This is a genomic window from Rhizobium sp. Leaf371 (genome assembly GCF_001424045.1).
GTDB lineage: Bacteria > Pseudomonadota > Alphaproteobacteria > Rhizobiales > Rhizobiaceae > Ferranicluibacter.
In genome coordinates this window covers 242,992-262,502 of record NZ_LMQB01000001.1, presented here as the reverse complement: position 1 = coordinate 262,502, position 19,511 = coordinate 242,992, and the positions used below count along the sequence as shown (strand labels likewise).

General features: G+C 64.4%; 18 protein-coding genes. 12 read left to right on the top strand and 6 right to left on the bottom strand.

Annotated elements, in window-relative coordinates:
• Window positions 1–35 precede the first annotated feature (35 nt).
• The 4 genes from ASG39_RS01105 to ASG39_RS01090 all read right to left on the bottom strand — a co-directional run bounded on the left by ASG39_RS01105 (window position 36) and on the right by ASG39_RS01090 (window position 4,433).
• Entirely contained in the window at window positions 36–860 is an 825-nt protein-coding gene (locus tag ASG39_RS01105) for a carbohydrate ABC transporter permease (protein ID WP_062592014.1), read from the bottom strand.
• Between the two features lie 11 nt (window positions 861–871).
• On the bottom strand, window positions 872–1,744 hold the full coding sequence (locus tag ASG39_RS01100) for a sugar ABC transporter permease (protein ID WP_062592012.1): 873 nt from the start codon (window positions 1,742–1,744) through the stop codon (window positions 872–874).
• Window positions 1,745–2,007: 263 nt separating this feature from the next.
• Window positions 2,008–3,330 carry a sugar ABC transporter substrate-binding protein gene (locus ASG39_RS01095; protein WP_062592010.1) on the bottom strand — a complete coding sequence of 441 codons (1,323 nt, stop codon included), beginning with the start codon at window positions 3,328–3,330 and terminating at the stop codon, window positions 2,008–2,010.
• A gap of 149 nt (window positions 3,331–3,479) precedes the next feature.
• On the bottom strand, window positions 3,480–4,433 hold the full coding sequence (locus ASG39_RS01090; protein WP_062592007.1) for a sugar-binding transcriptional regulator: 954 nt from the start codon (window positions 4,431–4,433) through the stop codon (window positions 3,480–3,482).
• Window positions 4,434–4,611: 178 nt separating this feature from the next.
• Between ASG39_RS01090 and ASG39_RS01085 the strand changes: the two genes are divergently transcribed.
• Both ASG39_RS01085 and preA read left to right on the top strand, forming a co-directional pair.
• Window positions 4,612–5,976 (top strand): NAD(P)-dependent oxidoreductase, encoded by a 1,365-nt coding sequence (locus ASG39_RS01085; RefSeq protein ID WP_062592005.1) that lies wholly within the window; start codon window positions 4,612–4,614, stop codon window positions 5,974–5,976.
• A 12-nt stretch (window positions 5,977–5,988) separates the two neighbouring features.
• Window positions 5,989–7,302 (top strand): NAD-dependent dihydropyrimidine dehydrogenase subunit PreA, encoded by a 1,314-nt coding sequence (preA, locus tag ASG39_RS01080; protein ID WP_062592003.1) that lies wholly within the window; start codon window positions 5,989–5,991, stop codon window positions 7,300–7,302.
• A 90-nt stretch (window positions 7,303–7,392) separates the two neighbouring features.
• Here the strand turns inward: preA and mqo are convergent, their stop codons facing one another.
• Window positions 7,393–9,096 carry a malate dehydrogenase (quinone) gene (gene mqo / locus ASG39_RS01075; protein ID WP_062592001.1) on the bottom strand — a complete coding sequence of 568 codons (1,704 nt, stop codon included), beginning with the start codon at window positions 9,094–9,096 and terminating at the stop codon, window positions 7,393–7,395.
• Window positions 9,097–9,314: 218 nt separating this feature from the next.
• Between mqo and ASG39_RS01070 the strand changes: the two genes are divergently transcribed.
• Window positions 9,315–11,009 carry an adenylate/guanylate cyclase domain-containing protein gene (locus tag ASG39_RS01070; RefSeq protein ID WP_062591999.1) on the top strand — a complete coding sequence of 565 codons (1,695 nt, stop codon included), beginning with the start codon at window positions 9,315–9,317 and terminating at the stop codon, window positions 11,007–11,009.
• 22 nt (window positions 11,010–11,031) lie between these two features.
• Here ASG39_RS01070 and ASG39_RS01065 read toward each other — a convergent pair whose 3' ends face one another.
• Window positions 11,032–11,697, bottom strand: coding sequence for a TetR family transcriptional regulator C-terminal domain-containing protein (locus tag ASG39_RS01065; protein ID WP_062593286.1), 666 nt, complete (start codon window positions 11,695–11,697; stop codon window positions 11,032–11,034).
• 270 nt (window positions 11,698–11,967) lie between these two features.
• Here ASG39_RS01065 and ASG39_RS01060 point away from each other — a divergent pair, with 270 nt between their 5' ends.
• The 9 genes from ASG39_RS01060 to ASG39_RS01020 are packed head-to-tail and all read left to right on the top strand — an operon-like array spanning window position 11,968 to window position 19,287.
• Window positions 11,968–13,218 (top strand): Zn-dependent hydrolase, encoded by a 1,251-nt coding sequence (locus tag ASG39_RS01060; RefSeq protein WP_062591997.1) that lies wholly within the window; start codon window positions 11,968–11,970, stop codon window positions 13,216–13,218.
• 30 nt (window positions 13,219–13,248) lie between these two features.
• Window positions 13,249–13,461, top strand: coding sequence for an antitoxin MazE-like protein (locus ASG39_RS01055; RefSeq protein WP_062591995.1), 213 nt, complete (start codon window positions 13,249–13,251; stop codon window positions 13,459–13,461).
• Window positions 13,458–13,838 carry a type II toxin-antitoxin system PemK/MazF family toxin gene (locus ASG39_RS01050; RefSeq protein ID WP_062591993.1) on the top strand — a complete coding sequence of 127 codons (381 nt, stop codon included), beginning with the start codon at window positions 13,458–13,460 and terminating at the stop codon, window positions 13,836–13,838. The genes ASG39_RS01055 and ASG39_RS01050 overlap by 4 nt, the downstream gene beginning before the upstream one ends.
• Window positions 13,835–15,292, top strand: coding sequence for a dihydropyrimidinase (hydA, locus tag ASG39_RS01045; protein WP_062591991.1), 1,458 nt, complete (start codon window positions 13,835–13,837; stop codon window positions 15,290–15,292). Before ASG39_RS01050 ends, hydA begins: the two co-directional genes overlap by 4 nt.
• Window positions 15,292–15,657 (top strand): hypothetical protein, encoded by a 366-nt coding sequence (locus tag ASG39_RS01040; RefSeq protein WP_062591989.1) that lies wholly within the window; start codon window positions 15,292–15,294, stop codon window positions 15,655–15,657. The genes hydA and ASG39_RS01040 overlap by 1 nt, the downstream gene beginning before the upstream one ends.
• A complete protein-coding gene (locus ASG39_RS01035; RefSeq protein WP_062591987.1) occupies window positions 15,645–16,475 on the top strand; it encodes an ABC transporter ATP-binding protein in 831 nt (276 codons plus the stop codon). The genes ASG39_RS01040 and ASG39_RS01035 overlap by 13 nt, the downstream gene beginning before the upstream one ends.
• A 54-nt stretch (window positions 16,476–16,529) precedes the next feature.
• Window positions 16,530–17,402 carry an ABC transporter permease gene (locus ASG39_RS01030; protein WP_062591985.1) on the top strand — a complete coding sequence of 291 codons (873 nt, stop codon included), beginning with the start codon at window positions 16,530–16,532 and terminating at the stop codon, window positions 17,400–17,402.
• Window positions 17,399–18,262 carry an ABC transporter permease gene (locus tag ASG39_RS01025; protein ID WP_062591983.1) on the top strand — a complete coding sequence of 288 codons (864 nt, stop codon included), beginning with the start codon at window positions 17,399–17,401 and terminating at the stop codon, window positions 18,260–18,262. The genes ASG39_RS01030 and ASG39_RS01025 overlap by 4 nt, the downstream gene beginning before the upstream one ends.
• Window positions 18,263–18,294: 32 nt before the next feature.
• Entirely contained in the window at window positions 18,295–19,287 is a 993-nt protein-coding gene (locus ASG39_RS01020; protein ID WP_062591981.1) for an ABC transporter substrate-binding protein, read from the top strand.
• The last annotated feature ends 224 nt before the right edge of the window (window positions 19,288–19,511 follow it).

Here is a 19,511-nt window from a genome sequence, read left to right as displayed (position 1 = left end):
CTCCCGCTCGTCTTGTCGTTATCTTTGTTGAACTGCTACTTCACGGCGCCGAAGGTGAGACCCCGCACCAGCTGCTTCTGGCTGAACCAGCCCATGATCAGGATCGGCGCGATGGCGAGCGTCGAGGCTGCCGAAAGCTTCGCCCAGAAAAGGCCCTGCGGAGACGAGAACGAGGCGATGAAAGCCGTCAGCGGCGCCGCGTTCGTGGTCGTCAGCCGGATCGTCCAGAAGGCTTCGTTCCAGGCGAGGATGATGTTGAGAAGCATGGTGGAGGCGATGCCCGGCACCGCCATCGGGGTCAGCACATAGGCGATCTCGCCCCAGAGGGAGGCGCCGTCCATGCGGGCGGCTTCGAGGATCTCGCCCGGAATTTCCCGGAAGTAGGTATAGAGCATCCAGACGACGATCGGCAGGTTGATCATGGTCAGCATGATGGTGAGGCCGAACCGGCTGTCGAGCAGGCCGAAATCGCGAAACAGCAGGTAGATCGGCACCATGACGGCGGCAGCCGGCATCATCTTGGTGGACAGCATCCACATCAGGATATCCTTGGTGCGCGGCGTCGGCGAAAACGCCATCGCCCAGGCGGCAGGCACCGAGATCAGGAGCGCCAGCAGGGTGGAGCCGACCGAGATGATCACCGAATTCAGGAAGAACTTGAAGTAGTTGCTCTGCGCCTGCACGGCGGCATAGCTCTCGACGGTGCCCGACGGGATCAGGTTGAAGCCCTGGATCGCTTCCGTCTCGGACTTGAACGAGGTGATGATCGTGTAGAGGATCGGGAAGAAGATCACCAGAGCCACGATCCAGGCGAGCACGGTGAAGAAGACGGTCCTGCGGGTCGAAACGGCGCGTGCCATGATGGTTCTCCCTACTTGTCGAGGTTCTTGCCAACGGCGCGCATCAGGAAGAAGGCGACGATGTTGGCGAGGATGACGGCGATGATGCCCCCGGCGGATGCGCCGCCGACGTCGTAACCGAGAAGGGCCGTGCGGTAGATCAGGAACGGCAGGTTGGTCGAGGCATAGCCCGGACCGCCGTTGGTGGTGACGAGGATTTCCGCATAGACGCCGAGCAGGAAGATCGTCTGGATCAGGATGACCACGGTGATCGAGCGGGCGAGATGCGGCACGGTCAGGTAGATGAAGCGGTTGACGAAATTCGCCCCGTCCATCTCGGCCGCTTCCTTCTGTTCGCCGTCGAGCGACTGCAGGGCGGTCAGCAGGATCAGCGTCGCGAAGGGCAGCCACTGCCAGGCGACGATGACGATGATGGAGAACAGCGGATACTGCCCGAACCAGTCGACCGGCTGAAAACCGAAGAAACGGCTGATATCGGCAAACACCCCGTATTGCGGGTGCATGATCATGTTCTTCCAGACGAGGGCCGCGACCGGCGGCATCACGAAGAAGGGCGAGATCACGAGGATGCGCACGATCCCCTGCCCCCAGACCGGCTGGTCGAGCATCAGCGCGATGGCGATGCCGCCGATGACGGTGATGGCGAGGACGCCCACGACGATGATCAGCGTGTTGAAGATCGACTGGAAGAAGGCGGGATCGGAATAGAAGAACTGGTAGTTGAACAGGCCGGCGAAGCTGACATTGCCCGGATTGAGCAGATTGTAGTTCTGGAAGGAGAACCAGAGCGTCATAGCCAGCGGCACGATCATCCAGATCAGGAGCAGGCCGACGGACGGCGCCATCATGAACCGGGCAAGGCCTCGGGTATTCTGCGTTGCCATGGATGGACCCTCCCTCTGGTGTCGCCGGCTCTGCCTTCCGCAAAGGCGGAAAGGGTGGCGCTTTGTTGTGTGGGTTGTGTGGTGCGGTGCGCGGGGCTGGCCCCCTCATCCGCCTGCCGGCACCTTCTCCCCGCTTGGCAAGGGCGAAGGGCACTCGGAGTTACCGGGTTGTGCGTCCCCTCTCCCCGCAAGCGGGGAGAGGGTTAGGGTGAGGGGCAACCCACGCCTGAAGCGTGAGAAGCAGCCCCGCCCGTCAGGTCAGCTTACTTGATGTAGCCGCCGCGCGTCATTTCGCGCGTTGCCGCCGTCTGGGCCTGGGCGAGCGCATCGTCGACCGACATCTGGCCGGCAAGGGCTGCCGAGAACAGCTGGCCGACGGTGGTCCCGAGGCTCTGGAACTCGGGGATCGCCACGAACTGGACGCCGACATAGGGAACGGGCTTCGTCGAAGGGTTCTTCGGGTCGGCCGCGTTGATGCTTTCGAGCGTCATCTTGGCGAAGGGTGCCGCCTTCTGGTACTCGGCGTTCTGGTAGAGCGAGGTGCGCGTGCCCGGGGGAACGTTGGCCCAGCCTTCCTTCTGCGCGACGAGGTCGAGATAGTGCTTGCTGGTTGCCCAGGAAACGAACTTCTCGGCCGCTTCGGCCTTCTGCGTGCCGGCGGGGATGGCGAGGTTCCAGGCCCAGAGCCAGTTGCCGCGCTTGCCGAGACCCGTGTCCGGCGCCAGCGCGAAGCCGACCTTGTCGGCAACCGTCGAGTCCTTCGGGTTGGTCACGAAGGAGGCCGCCACCGTGGCGTCGATCCACATGCCGCACTTGCCCTGCTGAAACAGCGCCAGGTTCTCGTTGAAGCCGTTGGAGGATGCGCCCTGCGGGCCGGCATCGTTCATCAGCTTGACATACATGTCGAGCGTGGCCTTCCACTCGGGCTGGTCGAACTGCGGCTTCCAGTTCTCGTCGAACCAGCGAGCGCCGAAGGCGTTCGAGGTTGCCGTGAGGAACGCCATGTTCTCGCCCCAGCCGGCCTTGCCGCGAAGGCAGATGCCGTTGATGCCCGTGGCACGGTCGGTCATCTTGCGGGCCGCTTCGTTGATGAACTCCCAGGTCGGCGCGTCGGGCATCTTCAGCCCGGCCTTCTCGATCAGGTCTTTGCGGTACATGACCATCGAGCTTTCGCCGTAGAACGGTGCGGCATAGAGCTTGCCGTCGGCGGTCAGGCCCGACCGGATGGCCGGCAGCAGATCGTCGACGTCGTAGTCGGCGCCGAGGTTGTCGAGCGGCAGAAGCCAGTTCTGCTTGGCCCAGATCGGAACCTCGTAGGTGCCGATGGTCAGCACGTCGTACTGGCCGCCCTTGGTCGCGATGTCGGTGGTGACGCGTTCACGCAGTACGTTTTCTTCCAGAGTCACCCATTCGAGCTGGATGTCGGGATTGGCCTTGGTGAAGTCGTCGGTGAGTGTCTGCATCCGGACCATGTCGCCATTGTTCACCGTCGCGATGGTGAGGGTCTCGGCCTGGGCCAGACCGCCGGAAACGGCAGCAATGACGAGTGCTGAGCATGCGCCCAGCAGTGATGTCTTCAAATTCATGATCTTCCTCCCAGAAGAGTAATGAGCATTTGCCTCGCTCACGGGCAATTACTCATTTTCAGGGCGGACTTGTCAATCGCATTCGTTGCTGCAGCGCCGAACACGCGGCTAAGTCATCGGAAGGACTGACAATTTTTTGACATATTTGCTCAAGGTGCGAGCAGATATTCAGCCGTTTCCTCGTCCGTGATGACGCCGTTGATGAGTCCGCCGCGCAAGGCGGCCCGCAGCGCGAGGTGCTTGCGCCGGCCCTTGGCCATGCCGATCAGCGTGGTGGTATCGCGTGACGGCAAGGGAACGCTCGCCACCCGCTTGTTGATATCGCCCGAGATGAGCTGTCCGTCGCCGTCGAACATCCAGCCGCAGATTTCGCCGGCCGCCCCCTGCTCCACCAGCTTGGCCATCTCGTCATGGGCCAGAAACCCGTCCTGGCAGAGCGGCGCATCGGTGCCCACTTCGCCGATGCCGACGAAGGCGATGTCGGCCTGCGTGCCGAGGCTGAGCGCCGACTGCACGAGGATCTGCTTGTGCAGCACCTCGCGCTCCTCGGCCGAGGACACGATGACCGGCAGGGGCATGGGGAAATGCCGCGCCTTGACGGCGTCGGCCATGGAAAAGATGACGTTGTAATAGGCGGCCGACCCGTCGACGCCGATATTGCCGGTCAGCGAGACGATGCGATGCTGCGGACAGTCCATCGCCGGCAGCTGGTCGATCGCCGCCTTCAGCGTCCGCCCGGTGCCGATCGCCATGATGATCGGCTCGCTCGACTTCAGCCAGCGCTCGATCTCGGCCGCCCCGGCCTCCGCAATGCCGACGGTGGTGGAGGAGGATGTGGGATCGCTCGGAACCACTTCCGCCTGCCGCAGCCCGTAGCGTTCCTTCAGCCGCAGGCCGAGCTCCATGCAGGCGGCGATCGGGTGGTCGAGGCGGACCTTGATCAGCCGTTCGGCCATGGCGAGCGACACGAGCCGCTGCGCCGACTGTCGCGAGATGCCCATCTGCCCGGCGATCTCGTCCTGCGTGCGCCCCGCGACATAATAGAGCCAGCCGGCGCGTGCCGCATCGTCGAGCCGTGCATTCGCTTCCGGTCTGCGTGCCATTCCATGCCTCTCCCAAGGTCCAGCGGGAAACCGAAGTGCTGACACCTTTTGCCGCGACCTGTCAATCGACCCCGCGCCTTGGAAAACACCGAAAATGGGTCCTGAAATTTTACCGTTTGATAAAGAAATTTTCCATGTTAGCCTTCGCTGATCGTGCGGTTGCCATTGGGAGGAAAACATGGGAACGACGGACTCCGGAATGATCGGCGGGCGCCTGACGCCCGGCCAGTACGAGGCGAACTTCGCGGATCTGCATCCGCGCCTGGACGAGCACGAGGCGCTCGTCGCGGCCGATCGCTGCTACTTCTGCTATGATGCGCCGTGCATGACGGCCTGTCCGACCTCCATCGACATCCCCCTCTTCATCCGGCAGATCGCGACAGGCAATCCGATCGGCTCGGCCAACACCATCTTCGACCAGAACATTCTCGGCGGCATGTGCGCCCGCGTCTGTCCCACCGAAACGCTGTGCGAGGAGGCCTGCGTCCGCATGGAGGCGGAGGGCCGCCCGGTCGCCATCGGCCGGCTGCAGCGCTACGCCACCGACATCGCCATGGCGGAAGATCGCCAGTTCTACGAACGTGCGCCCGCAACGGGCAAGACCGTGGCCGTCGTCGGCGCCGGACCCGCAGGTCTTGCCTGCGCCCATCGCCTCGCCGTCAACGGCCATGACGTCGTCGTCTACGACGCGCGCGAAAAGGCCGGCGGGCTGAACGAATACGGCATCGCCACCTACAAGGCGACCGACGACTTCGCGCAGAAGGAGGTGGATTACGTGCTCGCCATCGGCGGCATCGAGATCCGCAACCGTCAGATGCTCGGCCGCGACATCAAGCTTTCCGATCTCCTCGCCCGTCACGACGCGGTTTTCCTCGGGATGGGCCTGACCGGCGTCAATGCCCTGCGCGCGGAGGGCGAAGCGGCCGAGGGCGTGGCGGATGCGATCGACTTCATCGCGGCCCTGCGGCAATCGCCGGGCAAGACCGACATCCCCGTCGGTCGCCGTGTCGTCGTGATCGGTGGCGGCATGACCGCGATCGATGCGGCGGTCCAGGCGAAACTTCTGGGCGCCGAGGAGGTCACCATCTGCTACCGCCGCGGCCGCGAGCACATGAACGCCTCGGCCTATGAGCAGGATCTCGCGACCTCGCGCGGCGTCACCATCCGCCACTGGCTGCAGCCCCGGCGCATTCTCGCCGGTGAAGACGGCAAGATCGCCGGCATCGAGCTGGATTACACCGCCGAAGCGGACGGACGCCTCATCGCCACCGGCGAGACCGGCGTGCTTGCGGCCGATCACATCCTCAAGGCGATCGGCCAGACGCTGGAGGCCGATGCGCTCGGCGTCGTCGCGCTTCAGTCCGGCCGCATCCTCGTGGACGAGGAGGGACGAACGTCGCTCGACCGCGTCTGGGCCGGCGGCGACTGTCGTCTCGGCGGCGAAGACCTCACCGTCTCGGCCGTCGCCCAAGGGCGGGACGCCGCCGAATCGATCCACCGCACGCTGATGGCCGAGCGCCATCCGTCTGCTGCCGTCGCTTGAGGGAGATGAACCATGGCTGATCTGCGCAACAATTTCGTCGGCATCAAATCCCCCAACCCGTTCTGGCTCGCCTCGGCACCGCCGACCGACAAGGCCTACAATGTCGAGCGGGCCTTCAAGGCCGGCTGGGGCGGCGTGGTCTGGAAGACGCTCGGCGAGGACGGCCCGCCGGTCGTGAACGTCAACGGCCCGCGCTACGGCGCCATCTGGGGCGCCGATCGCCGGCTCCTCGGCCTGAACAATATCGAGCTCATCACCGATCGCGACCTCTACACCAACCTGCGCGAGATGAAGCAGGTCAAGATGAACTGGCCCGACCGCGCCCTGATCGCCTCGATCATGGTGCCCTGCGAGGAGGAAAGCTGGAAAGCGATCCTGCCGCTGGTCGAGGAAACCGGTGCCGACGGCATCGAGCTGAATTTCGGCTGTCCGCACGGCATGTCGGAGCGCGGCATGGGCGCCGCCGTCGGCCAGGTGCCGGCCTATATCGAGATGGTCGTGCGCTGGTGCAAGCAATATACCCGTATGCCGGTCATCACCAAGCTGACACCGAACATCACCGACATCCGCCAACCCGCCCGCGCTGCAAAGGCCGGCGGCACCGACGCCGTGTCGCTGATCAACACCATCAACTCGATCACCTCGGTCAATCTCGACACCTTCGCACCCGAACCCTCGATCGACGGCAAGGGCAGCCATGGCGGCTATTGCGGCCCGGCGGTCAAGCCGATCGCGCTCAACATGGTGGCCGAGATCGCCCGCGATCCGGAAACGCAGGGCCTGCCGATCTCCGGCATCGGCGGCATCACCACCTGGCGCGATGCGGCGGAATTTCTCGTGCTCGGGGCCGGCAACGTGCAGGTCTGCACCGCCGCCATGACCTACGGCTTCAAGATCGTGCAGGAGATGATCACCGGGCTCTCCACCTGGATGGATTCCAAGGGCCACCGGACGCTCGACGACATCACCGGCCGCGCCGTCCCGAACGTGTCGGATTGGCAGTATCTCAACCTCAACTACATTGCCAAGGCCCGCATCGACCAGGATGCCTGCATCAAATGCGGTCGCTGCCACATCGCCTGCGAGGACACCTCGCACCAGGCGATCACGCAATATGTCGATGGCGTCCGGCATTTCGAGGTGATGGAGGACGAGTGCGTCGGCTGCAATCTCTGCGTCAACGTCTGTCCCGTGCAGGACTGCATCACCATGGTCGCCCTGCCCCCGGGCACGCTGGACGAGCGCACCGGCAAGGTGGTCGATGCAACCTACGCAAACTGGACAACGCACCCCAACAACCCGATGTCGCGACAGGCGGCGGAGTAACGGGGGAGCGATCGACGGAGCGCGGCGGGATCGTTGCGCTCCCATCGTGACCTGCCGCGCATCAAGCCGGCAGGTCGTCGATCGAGAGGCTCAGAGCGCCATATCCGGAACGCGCTTCACGTCGGCGGACGGAAGGGCGGTCGGTGCGGCGGTGCCGATGGCCGGCGGTGCGATGGCGAGCTGGAGGCGCTCGCTCGTCGCGGCCCAGGCGAGCGCCAGCGCCTGCGGATTTTCGTTGAGCTTCGTGCCGTAGCTCGGCACCATTGTCTTCACCTTGGCCTGCCATTCCGGCGTCGCCAGACGCTCGGCAAAGACCTTCTTCAGAACGTCGAGCATGATCGGCGCCGCCGTCGAGGCGCCCGGCGACGCGCCAAGAAGCGCCGTGATCGTACCGTCTGCCGAAGCGACGATCTCCGTGCCGAGCTTCAGCACGCCGCCCTTTTCAGGGTCGCGCTTGATGATCTGCACCCGCTGCCCGGCCTGCCACAGGCGCCAGTCCTCGCCGTTCGCCTGCGGGAAGTACTCGCGCAGGGCGGCAAGCCGATCCTCGTCGGACATCAGGAGCTGGCCGGCGAGATATTGGACGAGGCTGAACTCGTTCATGCCGACCTGCAGCATCGGCCAGATATTGTCGAGCGTCACGGACGCGGGAAGGTCGAAATAGGAACCGTCCTTCAGGAACTTGGTCGAGAAGGTGGCAAACGGTCCGAACAGCACGACCTGCTTTCCGTCCAGCATGCGCGTGTCGAGATGCGGCACCGACATCGGCGGCGCGCCGACGGACGCCTGACCATAGGCCTTGGCCAGATGCCGGTTGACGATCTCGGGCTTCTCGCAGACGAGGAACGACCCGCCGACCGGGAAGCCGGCATAGTCGTCGGCCTCGGGAATACCCGACATCTGCAAGAGCGGCAGCGCACCGCCGCCGGCCCCCAGAAACACGAACTTCGCGTTGATCACGCCCTTCCGGTCGCCGGTCCGCGTGTCGGTATAGCTGACGCGCCAGGTGCCGTCCTCGTTGCGGGCGATCTCCTGCACCTCGCTGGAGGGGGTTAGGGTGAAGGTCGGCTGGGTCTTCAGATGGGTGACGTACTGGCGGGTGATCTCGCCGAAATTGACGTCCGTGCCGAGCGGCGACCAGGTGGCGGCCAGCGGCTGGGCGCGGTCGCGGCCCTCCATCATGATGGGGACCCATTGCGCGATCTCGTCATGGTCGCGCGAGAATTTCATGCCCGAAAACAGCGCGCTCGCCTTCAGCGCCTCGAAGCGCTTTTCCAGGAAATCCGTGTTGTCGTCGCCCCAGACGAAGCTCATATGCGGCGTCGAATTGATGAAGGAGCGCGGGTCCTTCAGAACGCCGCGATCGACCTGATGCGCGAGGAACTGGCGGGAGACCTGGAAGGATTCGTTGATGCCGACGGCCCGGCTGATATCGACATTGCCGTTCACATCCTTCGGCGTGTAATTGAGCTCGGCAAGCGCGGAGTGGCCGGTGCCGGCATTGTTCCAGCCGTTGGAGCTTTCGAGCGCCACGTCGTCCAGCCGCTCGATCATCTCGATCGACCAGGATGGCTCCAACTCGTTGATCAGCACGCCGAGCGTCGCGCTCATGATGCCGCCGCCGACGAGGAGGACGTCCACCGTCTTCTCGGCCGCAAGAGCCCAGCTGGGAATGGAGGACAGGGTCAGAGCGGCCGCGCCGCCTGCCGCCGAACCGAGAAGGTGCCGACGGCTTATGGCCAGATGCTGCGAAGTTCCCGAACGCCGAGCGCTGCTCTCTGTTTTACTGGCCATGTCAACCTCACGTCTTGTTAGTCCCCCCAGGATCGCCGTATAAGCGAAAGCTTTTTTTATGACAAGGCAATTTGTCGCAGTGCGAAGGGTTGCGTGATCGAACCTGTGGTTGCAGGCCATCGACCTCGCCTCGCCCGTGCGTCACAATTCCCGCGTTGCTACGCGTCCCAAACTGGCCGATAAGCATCCGGTGATCAACGGATCGAACCGGAGACTGCTTGAAACGCGATCGTTCGAAGCTGCGCAAGCGCCTGCATATCTGGACCGGCGTGTGTCTGGGGCTGTTCCTGCTCACGCATTTCCTCAACCATGCGCTCGGTCTCGTCTCGATCGACGCGATGGAGCGCGGGCGCGATGTCTTCAACGAGATCTGGCGCAGCCTGCCCGGGACCATCGCCCTTTATGGTTCGCTCGCCGTGCATTTCGTGCTGGCGCTCGATGGGCTTCGGCGGCGCCAGACGCTGCGCATGCCGCTGCGCGAAGCGTTGAAGATCGGGCTCGGCCTTGCTCTGCCCTTCCTTCTGGTCAGCCATGTCACCGTCACCCGCATCGACTGGATGCTGTCGGGCTATTCCGCGGATTATCGCGATATCCTGCCGCGCCTCTGGTCGCGCACCGGAAGCGCCGTCTGGCAGTCCGCAGCCCTCATCATCGCCTGGGCGCATGGCTGTCTCGGCTTCTGGTTCTGGATGCGCGGGCGTGACTGGTATCCCCGCGCCGCCTTGCCGCTTTATACGCTGGCTCTTCTGATTCCGGTCCTGTCGCTGCTCGGCTTCGTGGTCGCCGCCCGCACGGTCGGCCCGGCCATGCCATCGAACGCCTGGTTCATGTCGGGCCGCACCGATCCCGCGCTTCTCGCCGATATCCGCCAGGGCATCTTCCTTATCCTTGCCGGTTCCATCGGCATCACGCTGCTCTGGCGGTCCTTTCCCATCCGCGGCAAGGTCCGCATCCGCTATCCCGACGGCAAGGTCCTCTCCGTCGCGCGCGGTTTTTCCGTGCTCGAAGCCAGCCGCTCGGCCGGCATCCCCCATCTCTCCGTCTGCGGCGGGCGCGGCCGCTGTTCGACCTGTCGCGTCCGGGTAACGGACGGGCTGGAAGGCTTGCCGCCGCCCAGCGAAGGCGAGCGCCAGACGCTGATCCGCATCCGCGCCGGCGAAAATGTCCGCCTCGGCTGCCAGCTTCGGCCCACGCACGATGTTTCCATCGCGCCGGTTCTGGGCGCCGAGAATGTCGGCGTCCGCCCGCAGATCGGCGAGGATGTGGCGGCCGGCCGCGAACGTCGCATCGCCGTGCTGTTCTGCGATCTGCGCGATTTCACGCTGCTCACCCAGCAGCAGCTGCCGTTCGATACGGTGTTCCTGCTTAACCGCTATTTCGAGACGATCGGCGAAGCGGTCGAGGGCTCCGGCGGGGTCATCGACAAGTTCATCGGCGATGGCGTCCTCGCCCTTTTCGGCCTGACCGGCTCGATCGAGGACGCCTGCGCCAATGCGCTGGAGGCGACGTCCCGCGTCGCCCGGGGAATCGAGACGCTCAACCGAAACTTCACGAGCGAACTCGACAAGCCGCTGCGGATCGCGATGGGCATGCATGCGGGATCGGCGATCATCGGCCATATCGGCTACGGCCGCGCCTCCTCGCTGACGGCTGTCGGCGACACGATCAACGCGGCGAGCCGCCTTGAGGGCTTTGCCAAGGAATACGACGCGCAGCTCGCCGTGTCCGCAGACGTCATCCGCTATGCCGGGCTGAAGCTGGAGGATCGCGAGAGCTACGACATCGCCATTCGCGGTCGCAAGGGGACGCTGGAAACCCTGATCGTCGAAAATGCCGAGGAGATCGGCACCCTGCTGGCGGCCGCGCGCCAGAAAAAGGATGTCATCGCCAGAGCCGTGCGCACCGGCGCCTGATCCGCCCTCCGCAATCGAGAATTCAACCGCCGGATGTTCCGGTAGACGGGACACCCACCCCGAGACCATTGACGAAGAGCATCTCCAGAAACCGGGCCGCATCCTCGAAACGTCCCTCGCCGGCGCGGTCCGGGCCGAGCACCGCCCGCACCTGCACGTCGAAGTCGGCATAATGCTGCGTCGTCGCCCAGATGGCGAAGATCAGGTGGTAGGGATCGCACTTGGCGATCTTTCCGGCCTTGGCCCAGGCGCGGATGACCGTCGCCTTCTCGTCCACCAGCGATTTGAGCGGCCCCATCAGGGCATCCTCGATGCGGGGCGCGCCCTGCAGGACCTCGTTGGCGAACAGCCGGCTCTCGCGTGGAAAATCCCGCGCCATCTCGAGCTTGCGCCGGATGTAGCCGCGGATCTCGGTCACCGGATTGCCCTCCGCATCGAACTCGCGCAGCGGATCGAGCCAGCTGTCGAGAACCCGCTCGATCAGCGCCCGGTGCATCGCTTCCTTGGTGCGGAAATAATAGAGCAGATTGGGCTTCGACATGCCCGCGACGTCTGCGATCTGGTCGATGGTGCTGCCGCGAAAGCCGTTGGTTGCAAACACCTCCAGCGCCGCCTCCAGGATCAGCTCTTCCTTCTCTTCCTGGATTCGCGTGCGCCGCTGCGTTTTGGCCGCCCTCGGTAATGCCATCCAAGCCCCCTTTCGCCAGCCTTCCGGCCGCCAGTCCATCGCGTCGTTCTGCCGTCTTTTCTTTTTTTGCTTTTCCGTCTTGAGTGCTGCAACGGAAGTTGTAATGTTTACCAACCGGTTAAATTATCAGTCACTTCAATGACAAACGCAACGACTGATACGAGGGCGAACAAAAAGAATGCCCCATTCGACCGGTGGGAACAACACAATCGAACGTCGGCCGAAGAGCGCCCCTGCGCCCTGCCGCGTCCGAACGGAGAGGGATAGACCATGGCCGCACCGGGCGAGAATATGCGGGTCGACGCCGACCGTCTCTGGGACAGTCTGATGCAGATGGCGGAGATCGGCCCGGGCATCGCCGGCGGCAACAATCGCCAGACGCTGACCGATGCGGATGCCGAAGGCCGGAGCCTGTTTGAGACCTGGTGCCGGGACGCCGGCCTGACCATGGGGCTCGACCGCATGGGCACCATGTTCGCCACCCGGCCGGGCACGGACCCGGATGCCCTGCCCGTCTATGTCGGCTCGCACCTCGACACCCAGCCGACCGGCGGAAAATATGATGGCGTGCTCGGCGTGCTCGCGGGGCTCGAAGTCGTGCGGACCCTGAACGATCTCGGCCTGAAGACGAAACACCCGATCGTCGTCACCAACTGGGCGAACGAGGAAGGCGCGCGCTTTGCCCCCGCCATGCTCGCCTCCGGCGTCTTTGCCGGCGTCCACACGCTCGACTACGCCTATAGCCGCAAGGACCCGGACGGAAAAACCTATGGCGACGAGCTGACGCGGATCGGCTGGCGCGGCGAGGAAGAGGTCGGCGCGCGCAGGATGCATGCCTATTTCGAATATCACATCGAACAGGGTCCGATCCTCGAAGCGGAGAACAAGGCGATCGGCGTCGTGACCCACTGTCAGGGTCTGTGGTGGCTCGAATTCACGCTGACGGGACGCGAGGCCCATACCGGCTCGACGCCGATGGGCCTGCGCGTCAATGCCGGGCTTGCCATGTCGCGCATCGTCGAGATGGTGCAGAAGGTCGCCATGGGCGAGCAGCCGGGTGCGGTGGGCGGCGTCGGCCAGGTGTTCTTTTCGCCCAATTCCCGCAACGTCCTGCCCGGCAAGGTCGTCTTCACCGTCGACATCCGCACGCCCGACCAGAGCAAGCTCGACCGCATGCGTGCCCGTATCGAGGCCGAGGCTTCCATGATCTGCGCCGATCTTGGCGTCGGTTGCTCGGTGGAGGCCGTCGGCCATTTCGACCCGGTCACCTTCGATCCGACGTTGGTCTCGACGGTTCGCACCGCTGCCGAAAAGCTCGGGCTCAGCCACATGGACATCATCTCCGGTGCCGGCCACGATGCCTGCTGGGCCGCCCGCGTCGCCCCCGCCACCATGATCATGTGCCCCTGCGTCGGCGGGCTCAGCCACAACGAGGCGGAGGAGATTTCGAAGGATTGGGCCAGCGCCGGCTGCGACGTCCTGTTCCACGCCGTGGTGGAGACGGCCGGGATTGTGGAGTAGGATCGGCACGCAAACAGGAGGAGAGCCATCATGGGTCGCCCGAGAGAATTGTCGCCGGAAGAACGCGCGGATTTGATAAGCCGAGGGTATCGCCCCGTGGAGATCTGGATCCCCGATACCGACGACAAGATGTTTCAGGAGCAACTTCAGCAGGAGGCACGACAGATCGCTGTGGCCCCTGAGGAAGACGAAATCATGGATTGGATCGCGGCCGTCGGGCCGGATAACTGGGACAAGCCATGAAGCTCAGCCGGGGAGATGTCGTAATTGCGGTTTTTCCGGCTGAACTTGGAAAACCCAGGCCTGCCGTCATCCTGCAGGCAGATGCCTTGATCGAACCGTTGAGCAGCATTCTTGCCTGCCCGATCACGACGCATCTGATCGACGCTCCGATCCTTCGGCCGATCGTCGCGCCGACCGTCGAAAACGGCTTGCAACACGTCTCTCAGGTCATGGTCGAGAAAATCTCGCCGCTGAAGAAGGACGTCATCCGCCAACGAATAGGCCATTTTCGGCCAGCGGATATGACGAGACTCGAAACCGCTCTTATCCTGGCCGTTGGCCTGCCTTATCCCGCTCTCCCGACGAGCGAAAAGAAACAACAACGGGAACATCCATGACCACCACCATCATCAAGAACGGCACCATCGTCACCGCCGACCTGACCTATGCCGCCGACATCCGCATCGAGAACGGCGTGATCGCCGACATCGGGCCGAACCTTACCGGTGGCGATGTGCTCGACGCGACGGGTTGCTACGTCATGCCCGGCGGCATCGATCCGCACACGCATCTGGAAATGCCGTTCATGGGCACCTATTCCGCCGATGATTTCGAGAGCGGCACGCGCGCGGCGCTCGCCGGCGGCACGACGATGGTGGTGGATTTCGCGCTGCCGAATCCCGGCCAGTCGCTGCTTGAAGCCCTCGACATGTGGCACAACAAGACCTCGCGGGCGGCCTGCGACTATTCCTTCCATATGGCGATCACCTGGTGGGGTGCGCAGGTCTTCGAGGAAATGGAGACGATCGTCCGCGACAAGGGCATCAACACCTTCAAGCACTTCATGGCCTACAAGGGCGCGCTGATGGTGGATGACGACGAAATGTTCGCCTCGTTCCAGCGCTGCGCGGAGCTCGGCGCCCTGCCGCTCGTCCATGCCGAAAACGGTGACGTGGTGGCGCAGATGCAGGCCAAGCTGATCGCCGAGGGCAATGACGGGCCGGAGGCGCATGCCTATTCCCGGCCGCCGGAGGTCGAAGGCGAGGCGACGAACCGCGCCATCATGATCGCCGACATGGCGGGCTGTCCGGTCTATATCGTCCACACCTCCTGCGAGCAGAGCCACGAGGCCATCCGCCGCGCCCGGCAGAAGGGCATGCGGGTCTATGGCGAACCGCTCATCCAGCACCTGACGCTGGACGAAAGCGAATATGGCAATGCCGACTGGGACCATGCCGCCCGCCGCGTCATGTCGCCGCCCTTCCGCAGCAAGCTGCATCAGGACAGCCTCTGGGCCGGCCTTTCCTCCGGCTCGCTGCAATGCGTGGCGACCGACCACTGCGCCTTCACCACCGAGCAGAAGCGCTCCGGCCTTGGCGATTTCCGCAAGATCCCGAACGGAACCGGGGGCCTGGAAGACCGCATGCCGATGCTCTGGACCCATGGCGTGGCCACCGGCCGCATCACCATGAACGAGTTCGTCGCGGTGACCTCGACCAACATCGCCAAGATCCTCAATATCTATCCGAAGAAGGGCGCGATCCTCGTCGGCGCCGATGCCGACCTCGTCGTCTGGGACCCGAAGCGGACGAAGAGCATTGCGGCGGCGACCCAGCAATCGGCGATCGATTACAACGTCTTCGAGGGAAAGACCGTCACCGGCCTGCCCCGCTTCACGCTGACCCGCGGCGTGGTGGCGATCGAGGAAGACACGGTGAAGACCCGCGAAGGCCATGGCGACTTCGTGCGCCGCCCGCCGGTGACGCCGGTCGCAAAGGCGCTCTCGACCTGGAAGGAGATCACGGCGCCGCGCAAGGTCACCCGGACCGGCATCCCGGCGAGCGGCGTCTGATGCGAACCCTCGTGCTCCTGGCCGCCTGCGGCTGCGTCTCCGGCGTCAGCGTGGCCGCGCCGACATTTCTCGACGGCGCCTATGGCAACGCCGAGGGCTGCGTCTATGCCAAGACGGGCGAATCGAGCGGCGCCGACGTTTTCTTCCTGCTCAACGACGAGGGCATCACAACGGCCACGGCCTATTGCCAGTTCGAGGGAACGGCCGGGAAAACCGCGACCGGCTTTACCATCCGCACCCAGTGCGACGCCGAAGGCGAGGTCGGCCCGAAGGAAACCGTCGCGCTCGACAAAAGTGCGAAGGGCTATACGATCCGTTTCAAGGACGGCACTACATGGGGACCGCTTTCGCAATGCCGCAGATAAGACCCGATGCCTTCTCCCCGAACACCGCGTCGCCGGACGCCCGCTCCGTCGTTTCCGCCCGGGGTCTCGGCCTCACCTTCAAGACCGATGATGGCCCGGTCACGGCTCTGACGGGCGTCGATCTCGATGTGCGCAAGGGCGATTTCGTCTCCTTCATCGGCCCGTCGGGCTGCGGCAAGACCACCTTCCTGCGCGTCATCGCGGATCTGGAAAAACCGACCGCCGGCACGATCACGGTCAACGGCACGACGCCCGAGGATGCGCGCAAGAACCGTTCCTATGGCTACGTCTTCCAGGCCGCAGCCCTCTATCCCTGGCGCACGATCGAGCAGAACATCGCGCTGCCGCTCGAAATCATGGGCTATGGCGAGGCCGAGAAGCGGGCGCGGATCGAGCGGACGCTGGCGCTCGTCAATCTCTCGGGCTTCGGCAAAAAATTTCCCTGGCAGCTTTCCGGCGGCATGCAGCAGCGCGCCTCCATCGCCCGCGCGCTGGCCTTCGATGCCGACCTCCTGCTGATGGACGAGCCTTTCGGCGCGCTGGACGAAATCGTCCGCGACCACCTGAACGAGCAGCTGCTCGAGCTCTGGGCCCGCACCGAAAAGACCATCTGCTTCGTCACCCACTCGATCCCCGAGGCCGTCTACCTCTCCACCAAGATTGTCGTCATGAGCCCCCGCCCCGGCCGGATCACCGACGTCATCGAATCAACCCTGCCCCGGGAGCGACCGCTGGATATCCGCGAAACCCCGGAATTCCTGGAGATCGCCAGCCGTGTCCGGGACGGTTTGCGGGCGGGGCACAGCTATGACGAATAGCGGCGGGATGCCTTGCTTAAACAGCCTCGCACCTCTCAGGACAGAGGCCACCCCATGACGAACCGGGAAAAGATCGTCCCCGTCCTCACCATTCTCGCGGCTCTCCTCGCCGTCTGGTACGCCGCCGTCGTTTTCCTCAATGCGCCGTTCGAGCGCGACACCGCCGCCCGGGCCGGCACCACCATCTCATTCTCGGAGATCGTGCCGCGGACGATGGCGCAGGCGCGGCCCGTTCTGCCGGCGCCGCATCAGGTGATGGCCGAGCTGTGGGATACGACCATCAACAAACCGGTGACCTCCAAGCGCAGCCTCGTCTATCACGCCTGGATCACGCTCTCCGCCACGCTGGTCGGCTTCGGGCTCGGCACCCTGCTCGGCATCGCGCTTGCCGTCGGCATCGTGCACAACCGGGCGATGGACCGCTCGCTGATGCCGTGGATCATCGCCAGCCAGACGATTCCGATCCTCGCCATCGCCCCGATGATCATCGTCGTGCTCAACGCCATCGGCATTGCCGGCCTGCTGCCGAAAGCGCTGATCTCGACCTATCTCTCGTTCTTCCCGATCGCGGTCGGCATGGTGAAGGGCCTGCGCAGTCCGGAACAGATCCAGCTCGACCTGATGCGCACCTACAATGCGAGCCCCTCGCAGCTTTTCTGGAAGCTCCGCTGGCCGGCCTCCATGCCGTATCTGTTCACCTCGCTGAAGGTGGCGGTCGCGATCTCGCTGGTGGGCGCCATCGTCGGCGAGCTGCCGACCGGGGCCGTCGCCGGCCTCGGCGCCCGCCTGCTGGCAGGGTCCTATTACGGGCAGACGGTGCAGATCTGGTCGGCCCTGTTCATGGCCGCGGGCCTTGCCGCCGTGCTCGTCCTCATCGTCGGCGCCGCCCATTCCGCGGTGCTCCGCCGCATGGGAGTCCGCCCATGAACGCCATCCTCCCCGCCGTCCTCTTCTGGCTCGGCGCCTGGGCGCTGAACGAATGGCTGGTCCGACGCAAACCGGCCTCGAAGGCCCTAGAGCGCACGATCCGCCTCATCGTCCCCATTCTGTTCGGCGTCAGCCTGCTCGTGCTGTGGGAAGGTCTCGTGCGCGGCTTTGCCGTGCCGGCCGTCTTGTTGCCCCCGCCCTCGATGATCTGGACGCGGCTGATCTCGTCGCTGCCCACGCTCTGGGCGGATTTCCGCCAGACCTTCCTCAAATCCGTGATCACCGGCTATGTCACAGGCTGCGGCCTCGGTTTCCTCGTTGCCATCGCCATCGATCGCTCGCCCTTCCTGCAGAAGGGGCTGCTGCCGCTCGGCAATTTCGTCTCCGCCCTCCCCGTCGTGGGCGTCGCCCCGATCATGGTCATGTGGTTCGGCTTCGACTGGCCGTCGAAGGTGGCGGTCGTCGTCATCATGACGTTCTTCCCCATGCTGGTGAACACGGTGACGGGGCTTGCCGCCGCGAGCAGCATGGAAAAGGACCTAATGCAGACCTATGCGGCCTCCTGGTTCCAGACGCTGGTCAAGCTTCGCCTGCCCGCCGCCTGGCCTTTCATCTTCAATGCGCTGAAGATCAACTCGACGCTGGCCCTGATCGGTGCCATCGTCGCGGAATTCTTCGGCACGCCGATCGTCGGCATGGGCTTCCGCATCTCCACCGAGGTCGGACGCATGAATGTCGACATGGTCTGGGCGGAAATCGCTGTGGCGGCGCTGGCCGGCTCGGTGTTTTATGGTGTGGTGGCGCTGGTGGAACGCGTCGTCACGTTCTGGCATCCGTCCGTCCGCGGTGGACGGGCGTAAAAAGAAGACGAACGATAACAAAGGGAACGCATATGAAACGGACAATCGCATCGCTTCTCATGTCCAGCGCGCTGTCGCTGGCCGCCTTCGACGCCATGGCGGCGGAAAAGGTGACGCTGCAGCTCAAATGGGTCACGCAGGCCCAGTTCGCCGGCTATTACGTCGCCAAGGACAAGGGTTTCTACGAGGCGGAAGGTCTCGACGTCGAGATCAAGCCGGGCGGCCCGGATATCGCCCCGCCGCAGGTCATCGCCGGTGGCGGCGCCGATGTCGTGGTCGACTGGATGCCCTCGGCGCTCGCCACGCGCGAAAAGGGCGTCGCCCTCGTCAATATCGCCCAGCCTTTCAAGAAGTCCGGCATGATGCTGACCTGCCTGAAGGAAAGCGGCGTCGCGAGCCCGGCCGATTTCAAGGGCAAGACGCTCGGCGTCTGGTTCTTCGGCAACGAGTATCCGTTCCTCTCCTGGATGAGCCAGCTTGGCCTCAAGACGGATGGCGGGCCGGACGGCGTGACGGTCCTCAAGCAGGGCTTCAACGTCGATCCGCTGATCCAGAAGCAGGCCGCCTGCATTTCCACCATGACCTATAACGAGTACGGCCAGGTTCTCGACGCCGGCATCAAGCCGGAGGATCTCGTGACCTTCAAATACGAGGACCAGGGCGTCGCGACGCTGGAGGACGGCCTCTACGTGCTCGAAGACAAGCTGAAGGACCCGGCCTTCAAGGACAAGATGGTCAAGTTCGTCCGCGCCTCCATGAAGGGCTGGAAATATGCCGAGGAGCATGTGGACGAGGCCGCCGGCATCGTGCTCGAAAACGACGCCACCGGCGCCCAGACCGAAGAGCACCAGAAGCGCATGATGGGCGAGATCGCCAAGCTCACCGCCGGCTCCAACGGCGCGCTGGACGAGGCGGACTACACCCGCACCGTCGCATCCCTCATGAAGGGCGGCTCCGACCCCGTCATCACCAAGGAGCCGACCGGCGCCTGGACGCACGAGATCACCGACGCGGCCCTGAAATAGGCCCACAGGTCTTCGACAGAAAGCAGCGCGCGGCCTCGGTCGCGCGTTTTGCGTTCTGCCTGAAAATTGCCTGATCCCGACGCCATATACCGTAAAAACCTCGTCCAAAGCGCGGTTTCCGCGCTCTTTGACGCAGATCGCGACCATGATTCTGCGCGCGCGAAACCTGGGATGATGGTAAAGAGATTGCCGGGTGCAGTGCCGCGGGGGCGTGGCGCGTGCCT